Source organism: Mesorhizobium sp. M0571 (assembly GCF_040320985.1).
GTDB lineage: Bacteria > Pseudomonadota > Alphaproteobacteria > Rhizobiales > Rhizobiaceae > Mesorhizobium.
Window position 1 is genome coordinate 463,561 of sequence record NZ_JAMYQT010000001.1, and the last position, 10,435, is coordinate 473,995.

Genomic DNA, 10,435 nt, shown 5'->3' on the forward strand with positions numbered 1-10,435 from the left:
TTCGCTTGTGGAGACGTTGATAGAGATGAACAAGGTCGATCGCGACATCGCCAACTTGCCCGACACCACGGTGTCGGTGAAGGAGACATTCGGCTTTGAATCCAAGATGGTGGTGCCGGCCTATTCGGTGACCAGCGAGCATGTGCCCGACATCGATCCGGACTATCTGTTCGACAAGAACACGACCATGGCGATCCTCGCCGGCTTTGCCTACAACCGCCGGGTCATGGTGTCGGGCTATCACGGCACCGGCAAGTCGACGCATATCGAGCAGGTCGCCGCGCGCCTCAACTGGCCTTGCGTGCGCGTCAATCTCGACAGCCATGTCAGCCGTATCGACCTCGTCGGCAAGGACGCCATCGTCGTCAAGGACGGGCTGCAGATCACCGAATTCCGCGACGGCATCCTGCCCTGGGCCTATCAGCACAATGTCGCGCTGTGCTTCGACGAGTACGATGCCGGCCGCCCGGACGTGATGTTCGTCATCCAGCGCGTGCTGGAATCATCGGGCCGGCTGACGCTGCTCGACCAGAGCCGGGTCATCCGCCCGCACCCGGCGTTCCGGCTGTTTTCGACCGCCAATACGGTCGGCCTCGGCGACACCACCGGCCTCTATCACGGCACCCAGCAGATCAACCAGGCGCAGATGGACCGCTGGTCGATCGTCACCACGCTGAACTATCTGCCGCACGACAATGAGGTGAATATCGTGCTGGCCAAGGCCAAGCATTATCGCGACGGCAAGGGCAAGGAGATCGTCAACAAGATGGTCCGCGTCGCCGACATGACGCGCTCGGCCTTCATCAACGGCGACCTGTCGACCGTCATGAGCCCGCGTACGGTCATCACCTGGGCCGAGAATGCCGAGATCTTCGGCAATATCGGCATGGCGTTCCGGCTGACCTTCCTCAACAAATGCGACGAGCTGGAACGCTCGGTGGTCGCCGAATTCTACCAGCGCGCCTTCGGCGAAGATCTGCCGGAGAGCGCGGCCAACGTTGTGCTGGGGTAAGGCGTGCTCGATCGGCGCGCGTTCCTCGTCCTTGCGGCGCCTTTGGTGTTGGCAAAAGGTGTGGCGATAGCCGACGAAGCTACACTTCAGCAGATCGTCGGCGAGGTCACGGCGGCGAATTTTGACGCGCTATGGCGTTTCGCAGAAAGGTCGATGAATCAAATCATCGGGCTGAAGATTTCCTGCCGTGAGCATGACAGCGAAACTGCCAGTTTTGCGGCGATGTCGATCCATGGGGTCTTTGGTATCGTTTCAAGGGAAGGCAAATCCCAGAGGGTGCTCGGCTTTCCCGACGGATTTAGCAAATCCCTCGGCACGTTCTATGCCGATGGATTCTACCGGGTGTCACTCGAGGAACGTGGGATTGTTGGACTGACGCCGGTGCCAGATGCTGAAGTCGCAGCAAAGCAGGTGAAGCGCATCACGCTTGATGAACTGGCAGGTCAGAAGAACTGATGGCGGGTCCGGGCGATAACACGCGCAACAAGTCGAAGACGGGGTCTGAAGCCGACAGCTTCAAGCGCGCCGTCACCGTCTGCATGCGTGCAATTGCCGGCGACAAGGAACTCGAGGTCGGTTTCGCCAAGGATCGGCCGGCGCTGGCCGGCAGCCGCGCCCGGCTGCCCGAACTGCCGAAGAAGGCATCGAAAGCCGATATCGCCATCACCCGCGGGCTCGGCGATTCAATGGCGCTGAAGCGCGCCTGCCACGATGCGCGCATCCACACCAGGCTGGCGCCGGAAGGCAAGCAGGCCCGCGCCATCTATGACGCAGTCGAGCAGGCGCGCGTCGAGGCGATCGGCAGTCGCGCCATGCAGGGCGTTGCCGACAATATCGGCTCGATGCTCGAGGACAAATACGCCAGGGCCAACCTCGTCGACGTCAAGGACAAGGCCGACGCGCCGATCGAGGAAGCGCTGGCGCTGATGGTGCGCGAAAAGCTGACCGGCCGCACTGTCCCGAAGAGCGGCGAGCGGCTGGTCGATCTCTGGCGCCCCTGGGTCGAGGAAAAGGCCAGTGCCGATCTTGACGGGCTGTCGGCAAAGCTCGAAGACCAGCAGGCTTTCGCCCGCGTCGTGCGCGAGATGCTCGCCTCCATGGAAATGGCCGAGGAACTCGGCGACGACCAGGAGACGGAAGACTCGGAGGACAACGACGAAAACCAGCCGCAAGGCGAGGAGCAGAGCGAGGAGGGCGGCGAGGACGATTCCGGCTCCGAGCAGTCGCAGTCCGAGGATACCGAGGCATCGTCCGATGATGAGCAATCGGCCGAGACGGAGGCATCCGACGCCACCGCCGACGATTTGTCCGATGATGACGATGCCGATGCCGAGACGCCCGGCGAGGCGCGCCGCAACGACAACCCCTTCACCAATCTGCCGAAGGAGATTGACTACAAGGTCTTCACCACGGCCTTCGACGAGACCGTTGGCGCCGAGGAATTGTGCGAGGAGGAGGAGCTGGACCGGCTGCGCGCCTTCCTCGACAAGCAGCTAGCCAACCTTTCCGGCGTCGTCGGGCGGCTGGCCAACCGGCTGCAGCGCCGCCTGATGGCGCAGCAGAACCGTTCCTGGGATTTCGACCTCGAAGAGGGCTATCTCGATCCGGCGCGGCTGGTGCGCGTCGTCATCGACCCGATGCAGCCGCTGTCCTTCAAGCAGGAGCGCGACACCAAATTCCGCGACACGGTGGTGTCGCTGGTGCTCGACAATTCGGGCTCGATGCGCGGCCGGCCGATCACGGTCGCCGCCACCTGCGCCGACATCCTGGCGCGCACGCTGGAACGCTGCGGCGTCTCGGTCGAAATCCTCGGCTTCACCACCCGCGCCTGGAAGGGCGGGCAGGCGCGCGAGAAATGGCTGAAGGAAGGCAAGCCGCCGAACCCCGGCCGGCTCAACGATCTGCGCCACATCATCTACAAATCCGCCGACCATCCGTGGCGGCGGGCGCGCCGCAATCTCGGCCTGATGATGCGCGAGGGCCTGCTCAAGGAAAACATCGACGGCGAGGCGCTGCTGTGGGCGCACAACCGCCTGATCGCGCGGCCGGAGCAGCGCAAGATCCTGATGATGATCTCGGACGGCGCGCCGGTCGACGATTCGACGCTGTCGGTCAATCCGGGCAATTATCTCGAGCGGCATTTGCGTGCCATCATCGAGCTCATCGAGACGCGCTCGCCGGTCGAGCTTTTGGCCATCGGCATCGGCCACGACGTCACCCGCTACTATCGCCGCGCCGTCACCATCGTCGATGCCGAAGAATTGGCCGGCGCCATGACGGAGCAGTTGGCCTCGCTGTTCGCCGAGGAAACCGTGCGCGACACGCGGCGCGGCGGCATGCGGCGCGCCGGATGATTTTTTCGCGCGGCGGCTTTTGGCAGACGCTTTTGGCCGCCGTCGCGTTGTTCGGCATCACTTTGGCGCCGGCTATCGCCGCCGGCCCGGCCTCGGTCGAGCCGGCCGAAATCTCGGCCCGGCCGATCAGTGAATTCCATATCGGCCGGCCGGACAAACAGTTCGGGCCGCTGGAATTCGTCGGCGGGCTCGAAATGACCTCGGCGACACGCGATTTCGGCGCGCTGTCGGCGCTTCGGTTCCTCAAGCCCGGCAGTGATTTCATCGGCGTCTCCGACACCGGCTTCTGGTTCTTCGGCACCCTCGTCCACGATGCCGACAAACGTCCTTCCGGCATCCAGACTTTCCGCATGCAGCAGATGGTCGATGCGGCTGGCCAGCTGATCGACCAGAAATGGGCGGTCGATGCCGAAGGCCTTGCGGTCAAGGACGGCATTGCCACGGTCGGTTTCGAGCGCGATCACCGTATCGCCCAGTTCAAGATCGACCCGGACGACATGAAGGCGCCGTTCAGGCAATTGGACTTCCTGATCCCGGCCTGGGAACTTCGTCGCAATCGCGGCTTCGAGACCGTCACTCGCGCCAATCCCAACGGGCAGCACGAGGGCGGACTGGTCGTGGTGTCGGAAAAGAGCCTCGACAAGGCCGGCAACATCTATGCGGCGATCATCGAAGGGCCGCACAAGGGCGTCTTCACCGTCGAGCGCAATGGTGATTTCGACATCACCGACGGCGCCTTCCTGCCCGATGGCGACCTGGTGCTTTTGGAGCGCAGTTTTTCAATGGCCGGCGGCGTCAAGATGCGGCTGCGGCGCATCTATGGCGAAAGCGTCGAGAAGGGCGCCGTCGCCGGCGGGCCGGTGCTGCTTGAAGCCGACATGGGCTACCAGATCGACAACATGGAAGCGCTCGACGTCTGGACCCGCGACGACGGCGCGCTGATCGTGTCGCTGATGTCCGACGACAATCACTCGATCCTGCAGCGCAACCTCTATCTGGAATTTGTGCTGCACGAGGATTGACGCGTGATCGGCCGTTGGCTGGCTGACGGCGATGCTGGCGTCTCAGCGCCGTTTCGCAGCTCATGCAATTTCCCTTGGCAATGACCCGCGTCGCGGGTTTTTCAGCCAGCTTCGCCACCTGTAAAAACACTTTAGTAGCGACTTGACAATTGGCACCATTGGCGGAATACTCAAGTCCATGCTTAAGCATTCCGAGATCGATAGCATCCTGCGGGCTCTTGCCGAGCCGACGCGACGGGCAATCCTGGAAAGACTGAGTCGCGGGCCGGCCACCGTCAGCCAGTTGGCGGAGCCGTTCGGCATGACCTTCGCCGCCGTGCTCCAGCACCTCCAGGCGCTGGAAGCGTGCGGGCTGATCCGCAGCGAGAAGGTCGGACGCGTGCGCACCTGCCGGATCGAGCCCGGCGGGCTCGCCCCGCTCGCCGACTGGATCGCCGCACGCCGCACGCCGGCCGAACGCCACCTCGACCGTCTCGGCCAGATTCTGGCGGAGACGGACCAATCGAACGCAACGATCCACGACCAGGAAAAGGACGAAAAGAAATGAGCCAGATTGCCCCCGTGAACGACCAGCACTCCGTCATCCATTCGACCTTCACGATCGAGCGGACCTACCCTCAATCGCCCGAACGCGTCTTCTTCGCCTTTGCCGACAAGCCGACAGTGCGGCGTTGGCGCGTCGAAGGCGACGGCTTCACGATCGCCGAATTCACCTTCGATTTCCGTGTCGGCGGCGGCGAGGTTTCGCGGTTCAGCTATCAGGGCGGCCCGGAAATCAGGCTCGATGCGCAGTTCCAGGACATCGTTCCTGACCGACGCATCGTATTTTCCTACCGGATGGCGGTTGGGCCGCAGCCGCTGTCGGCGTCGCTCACCACGGTCGAGCTTGCACCTTCCGGCGACGGCACCCGCCTGACCTATACCGAACAGGGTGCCTTCTTCGATGGCGTCGATTCGGCGCAAGGACGCGAGGAGGGCACGCGCGGGCTGCTGCAGGCACTCGCCGCCGAGCTTCAGAAAACGAAGTAGAGGTTCGTCGGCAGACCCGGGCGGCGTCCAACACGGACCCGCTCGATTGCGAGGTGGCCTATTGCCCTTTGCTCGCGATCCAGATGACGTGCCGGGCGCCACGCTTGCCGTTAGCCCGCGCCTTGACCTCCTCCACCGTGAAGCCCGCCTGCTTGAGCCGCCGGGTGAAACCTGCATCAGGGCCCTGCGACCAGAACGCCAGCACACCGCCGGGCCTGAGAGCTGCTCTCGCGCTGTTCAGGCCGGCTGCGCCGTAGAGCGCATCGTTGGCCTTGTAGACGAAGCCTTCCGGGCCGTTGTCGACATCGAGCAGGATCGCGTCCCAAGCCGATGCTTGCGATCGAATGAGCTGCCCGACATCGGTCTCGCGAATGCTGACGCGCCGGTCGTCAAGGCAACCGTCGAAAACCTCGGCCATCGGGCCGCGCGCCCAGGTCACGACTGCCGGCACCAATTCGGCAACAGTGACCTGCGCATCGCCGCCAAGCTCGGTCAGCGCCGCGCGCAAGGTAAAGCCCATGCCGAGGCCGCCGATCAGGATGCTTGGCTGCCGACGGCCGGCAATCCTTTGACAGGACAGCTTGGCCAGAGCTTCTTCGGAACCGCTGAGCCGGCTGTTCATCAGCTCGTTCGCGCCAAGCATGATCGAGAATTCGCCGCCGCGCCGCTTCAGGCGAAGCTCTTGTCCGCCGTCAGGCGTTTTTGCCGAGTCCAGTTGAAGCCAGGGGATCAAAGACTATGCCGCCACTGCCGGCTGGCTCCAGCGGGTGGCAAGCAGTCGGTAGGGGATCAGCGCCACCACCGCGATGATCAGCTTGACGCTGAGATCGCCGAGCGCCCAGGAGACCCAGCGCATCGTCTCGACCGGCAGCACGCCCATCAGTGGTGCGGTTTCCAGCGCAAAGGCGTCGTTCGGCCCGGCGAAGGCGAAAGCCGCCGCAAAGGCGACGGTGAAAAACACCACCGTATCGAAGACGGAGCCGACCAGCGTGCCGACGATCGGCGCGCGCCACCAGCTCTGCCGGCGCAGCCGGTTGAACACGGTGACGTCGAGCAATTGCGCGGTGAGGAAGGCCGCACCCGACGCCGCGGCAATGCGCACCAGTCGGTCGGCGGCGGTCTCGAATTCGATCAGGCCGTGGCGAAACAGGAAGGGCGGGATGAGGATCGAGCAGACCACCGCTGTCATGAAGCCGACAAAGACGATCCTGCGCGCCACCGCCGGCCCATAGCGGCGATTGGCGAGATCGGTGACCAGGAACGAGAACGGATAGGTAAAGGCGCCCCAGGTTAGGATGTCGGCCAGCGACAGCCCGCCGATTGCACCCTGCATCGGGAACTGCACGAGGATGTTCGACGCCACGACGACGAGCGCCATGGCGGCCACGAAGGGCAGGTATCGCGAGAAGAAAGTCATTTTTTTATCCTGGGTAATGGAACCAGCGGAACGCGATCCGGAGTCCGGATCACGCCCTAGAAGGCGGCTGCCCGCCGAAAAACTCAGGCGGCCGGCTGGTCGGCGAGCTTCTTGGCGATCTGCTTCTTCAACAGACGGGCGCGCTGCGATAATTCCTTGGCATCGGCCTTGGCCAGGAAGGCATCGAGGCCGCCGCGATGCTCGACCGAACGCAGCGCATTGGCCGAAATGCGCAGGCGCACATTCTGGTTCAGCACTTCCGAGATCAGCGTCACATTGACGAGATTGGGCAGGAAGCGACGCTTGGTCTTGTTGTTGGCGTGGCTCACATTGTTGCCGGACATGACTGCCTTGGCAGTGAGTTCGCAGGTGCGGGACATGGTTCTAACCTTCGGTTCTCGGTCCTGGCCAAACATTCGACGCGCGCCGGTGGGGCGCGGTTTCGGTCAGGCCGCCTTATGGAAAAAGTTGGCGTTCCATAGTTGCATTTCGCCGATGCGTCAAGCGCGGGCTGGTCGCGACAGGGGAATCGCACTTTCGGAGAAGGCGCGACCAGCGGAGCTGCCGATCCCCTTGCGGGGGGAGATGGCCAAGTGGTGGCAACGAGGGGTGTTTTCCTCGACCTGTCAAGACTTGGCTTCCTCGCCTACCGCGAAGCGGGGGAGAGGTGGCCGCGAAGCGGCCGGAGAGGGGTCTTTCGTAGGGCGCAGTTCCCCTCTCCGTCTCGGCTTCGCCGAGTCACCTCTCCCCACTTTCGTGGGGCGAGGAACCCAAGCTTCGAATGAAGGCCGCAACCCTCCCCTCTGCCCCGGCCGGGGGTCTCCCTCGCAAGGGGGACCGGCAGCCTCGTCGAGGACGCCACATTTTGTTCTTGCTTTGTGCCGGCAGCTATGCTACTAATTTGTCCATCGTGCTAATTCGCGCCGATGACCCGCCGCCGAGGCGGGTTTTTTATTTTGGCCGTCGACCAGCCTCGTCGCTCAAGACGACAGCGCCCCTTCACATTAAGGCCGGAATTCAGCCTATAAGCGGTCACACAGGGACATGCCAGACCAGAGCTGCCCATCTCCGGTCGAGAACCAAGGACCCGCCCATGCCTCGTTCTTTACACGTTTTCCATGCCCTGATCGCGCTGTTCGCCGTCGCGCTGTCGACGACGGTTTCGGCCGCTGAGCCGCAATCCTTCACGGGCGAGTATTCGGTGTCGTTCCTCGGCCTTTCCGTGGCCAAAGCGAAATTCTCCAGCCATTACGAAGGCGACACCTATTCGATCGAGGGCAGCGTCTCCAGCGCCGGGCTCGCCACATTGTTCGACGATACGCGGGGCACGATTTCGTCGAAGGGCAAGATTTCGGGCAAGCAAATGCAGCCGCAGGCGTTTCGCGCCGACTACACGTCCGGCAAGAAGACATCGATGATCGACATCCAGTTTGCCAACGGCGTCGTGACCTCGACCAAGGTCGTGCCTGAGCCGAAAAAGCGCAATCCCAACAATTGGATACCGCTGGTCGGCAGCGATCTCGTATCGGTCCTCGATCCGATGGCCGCGACCGTCATCCATGCCGACAACCTCGACCAGGTCTGCGGGCGCACGGTGAAGCTCTATGACGGCGAAATGCGTGCCGATCTGAAACTGACCTACGAGGCGAAAGGGTCGATCTCGGTGGCCGGCTACAAGGGCGACACGGTTACCTGCAGGATGGGCTTCGAGCCGGTGGCCGGCTACCGCAAAAACCGCAAGGCGCTGAAATACCTGAAGAACCACAGCCGCATCATGGTGACGTTTGCACCGGTCGGCCAAAGCGGCGTATATGCGCCGATCCGCGCCACGGTCAGCACGCAAATCGGCCCGTTGACGATCAGCGCGGAGCGGTTCGAAGCAAACGAATAGGCGTGATCGTGCGCCGCCGCAGATGGGCACGGGGGCGACGGGTATGGCGCGCGCAACACTGATCGGCTTCTCCGCGGTCGCCATGTGGGCGCTGCTGGCGCTGCTTACGGATGCTTCGGGCGCGGTGCCGCCGTTCCTGCTTTCGGCACTCACCTTCACGGTCGGCACCTGCGTCGGACTGGTCGCCCGGCTGTTCACGCCGGCGGCCGACAGCGCCGGCAAGATACCGCGCCAAGTCTGGGTGATCGGCATTGCCGGCCTGTTCGGCTACCATTTCTTCTACTTCACGGCGCTGCGCAATGCGCCGGCCGTCGAGGCCAGCCTGATCGCCTATCTGTGGCCGCTGCTGATCGTGCTGGGGTCGGCGCTGATGCCGGGCGAGCGGCTGGCCTGGAACCATGTCGTCGGCGCGCTGCTCGGTCTTGCCGGCACGTTCCTGATCGTCACCAAGGGCGGCGGCGGACTTGCCTTCGATGCGCGTTATGCCTTCGGCTATGCGATGGCGGGCGTCTGTGCGGTGCTGTGGTCGTCCTATTCGCTGTTGTCGCGGCGCTTCCCGTCGGTGCCGACCAGCATCGTCACCTGGTTCTGTGCCGCCACCGCGGCACTTTCGCTCGTCTGCCATCTCTTGCTGGAGCGGACGGTACTGCCCGACGGCGCCGGCCAGTGGCTGGCCGTGCTCGGCCTCGGTCTGATGCCGGTGGGGGCGGCGTTCTATGCCTGGGACATCGGCGTCAAGCGCGGCAACATCCAGGTGCTGGGGGCGGCGAGCTACGCCGCGCCGCTGCTGTCGACGCTGGTGCTGATCGCCGCCGGCTTCGCCGAGCCGTCATGGCGCATCCTCGCCGCCTGCGTGCTGATCACCGGCGGCGCGGCACTGGCGGCGAAATCGCTGTTCCTGCGCAAGCCGGCTGCGAGCGAGGCAAACGCATGATGCCGTTTCCCGGCGGCATCGACGCCAATGCCAATGCGACGCTGGTGTTTTCGCTGGCGGCAGCGGTGATCTACGCGTTCAGCCTCGGCATGCCGCCGCGCCTTTCGCGGTCGGCAGCAAGGACATTGGCGGCGGCGATGCTGGCGGTGCTGGTCGTGCAGCAGGGCGGGCCATGGCTGCTCGTCGCCGCGCTGGCCTTCAGTGCCATTGGCGACGCTTTCCTGTCGCGCGACGGCGAGAAGGCTTTTCTTGGCGGCACGGCCAGTTTTCTTGCCGCGCATGTGCTTTACGTCGCGCTGTTCCTGCGCTCCGGCGGCGGCCTCGGGCAGCTTTTGGCCGAACCGTGGCGAGCAGTGATCGTGCTGGCGCTGACCGTATTCGCGCTGGCCATGCTTTTCGCGCTCTGGCGCCGCGTTGGCCCCGCTTTGCGTTTGCCGATCAGTGTGCATGCCGCGGCAATCCTCGCCATGGGCATTGCCGCGCTCACCCTGAACAGTGCCTGGGCCGTCGGCGGCGTCGTCCTGCTCATGCTGTCCGACGGGTTGCTTGCTTCGGAAAAGTTCCTGCTGCCCGCCATCTCGCCGTACCGCGTCTGGATGCGCCACGCAGTCTGGGCGCTGTATTATGCCGGCCAGCTGGCGATCACGCTGGGTTTTCTTTTGGGTTAGGTGTGCCTAGGTGTTTAGTCCCGGCGTTTGATGGGTGGGATCGAGTCGGAACCGTTCGGGCTCTTTTGCCCAAATTTTGCAGATGAACTCATAGGGTGTGAGACCCTT

General features: G+C 63.8%; 12 protein-coding genes and 1 pseudogene. 9 read left to right on the forward strand and 4 right to left on the reverse strand.

Going from position 1 to position 10,435, the window contains the following annotated elements; all coding sequences use genetic code 11:
* The first annotated feature begins 25 nt into the window (after positions 1 to 25).
* From cobS to NKI85_RS02345, 6 genes are all read left to right on the forward strand, one after another.
* Positions 26 to 1,012, forward strand: a complete 987-nt coding sequence (cobS, locus tag NKI85_RS02320; RefSeq protein ID WP_352531910.1) for a cobaltochelatase subunit CobS — start codon at positions 26 to 28, stop codon at positions 1,010 to 1,012.
* A gap of 3 nt (positions 1,013 to 1,015) precedes the next feature.
* Entirely contained in the window at positions 1,016 to 1,468 is a 453-nt protein-coding gene (locus tag NKI85_RS02325; protein WP_352531912.1) for a hypothetical protein, read from the forward strand.
* A complete protein-coding gene (cobT, locus tag NKI85_RS02330; RefSeq protein ID WP_352531914.1) occupies positions 1,468 to 3,366 on the forward strand; it encodes a cobaltochelatase subunit CobT in 1,899 nt (632 codons plus the stop codon). The genes NKI85_RS02325 and cobT overlap by 1 nt, the downstream gene beginning before the upstream one ends.
* A complete protein-coding gene (locus NKI85_RS02335; protein ID WP_352531916.1) occupies positions 3,363 to 4,388 on the forward strand; it encodes an esterase-like activity of phytase family protein in 1,026 nt (341 codons plus the stop codon). The genes cobT and NKI85_RS02335 overlap by 4 nt, the downstream gene beginning before the upstream one ends.
* Before the next feature lie 178 nt (positions 4,389 to 4,566).
* Positions 4,567 to 4,935, forward strand: a complete 369-nt coding sequence (locus tag NKI85_RS02340) for an ArsR/SmtB family transcription factor (protein WP_352531918.1) — start codon at positions 4,567 to 4,569, stop codon at positions 4,933 to 4,935.
* Positions 4,932 to 5,417 (forward strand): SRPBCC family protein, encoded by a 486-nt coding sequence (locus NKI85_RS02345; protein WP_352531920.1) that lies wholly within the window; start codon positions 4,932 to 4,934, stop codon positions 5,415 to 5,417. The genes NKI85_RS02340 and NKI85_RS02345 overlap by 4 nt, the downstream gene beginning before the upstream one ends.
* 58 nt (positions 5,418 to 5,475) lie before the next feature.
* On the opposite strand, the gene NKI85_RS02350 is transcribed toward NKI85_RS02345, so the two are convergent.
* The 3 genes from NKI85_RS02350 to rpmB all read right to left on the reverse strand — a co-directional run bounded on the left by NKI85_RS02350 (position 5,476) and on the right by rpmB (position 7,214).
* Positions 5,476 to 6,150 (reverse strand): polyamine aminopropyltransferase, encoded by a 675-nt coding sequence (locus NKI85_RS02350; RefSeq protein WP_352775562.1) that lies wholly within the window; start codon positions 6,148 to 6,150, stop codon positions 5,476 to 5,478.
* A 3-nt stretch (positions 6,151 to 6,153) separates the two neighbouring features.
* Entirely contained in the window at positions 6,154 to 6,834 is a 681-nt protein-coding gene (locus NKI85_RS02355; protein WP_352531924.1) for a queuosine precursor transporter, read from the reverse strand.
* Positions 6,835 to 6,917: 83 nt separating this feature from the next.
* On the reverse strand, positions 6,918 to 7,214 hold the full coding sequence (gene rpmB, locus NKI85_RS02360) for a 50S ribosomal protein L28 (RefSeq protein WP_352531926.1): 297 nt from the start codon (positions 7,212 to 7,214) through the stop codon (positions 6,918 to 6,920).
* 713 nt (positions 7,215 to 7,927) lie between these two features.
* Between rpmB and NKI85_RS02365 the strand changes: the two genes are divergently transcribed.
* From NKI85_RS02365 to NKI85_RS02375, 3 genes are read left to right on the forward strand one after another with little or no spacing between them, the layout of a single operon-like run.
* The gene (locus NKI85_RS02365; RefSeq protein ID WP_352531928.1) at positions 7,928 to 8,725 is read left to right on the forward strand and encodes a DUF3108 domain-containing protein; all 798 of its coding nucleotides are present in this window, start codon (positions 7,928 to 7,930) and stop codon (positions 8,723 to 8,725) included.
* A 43-nt stretch (positions 8,726 to 8,768) separates the two neighbouring features.
* A complete protein-coding gene (gene yddG, locus NKI85_RS02370; RefSeq protein ID WP_352531930.1) occupies positions 8,769 to 9,659 on the forward strand; it encodes an aromatic amino acid exporter YddG in 891 nt (296 codons plus the stop codon).
* Positions 9,656 to 10,327 (forward strand): lysoplasmalogenase family protein, encoded by a 672-nt coding sequence (locus NKI85_RS02375; protein WP_352531932.1) that lies wholly within the window; start codon positions 9,656 to 9,658, stop codon positions 10,325 to 10,327. The genes yddG and NKI85_RS02375 overlap by 4 nt, the downstream gene beginning before the upstream one ends.
* 6 nt (positions 10,328 to 10,333) lie before the next feature.
* On the opposite strand, the pseudogene NKI85_RS02380 reads toward NKI85_RS02375, so the two are convergent.
* Positions 10,334 to 10,435: pseudogene (locus NKI85_RS02380) on the reverse strand (IS481 family transposase); the annotation flags it as partial.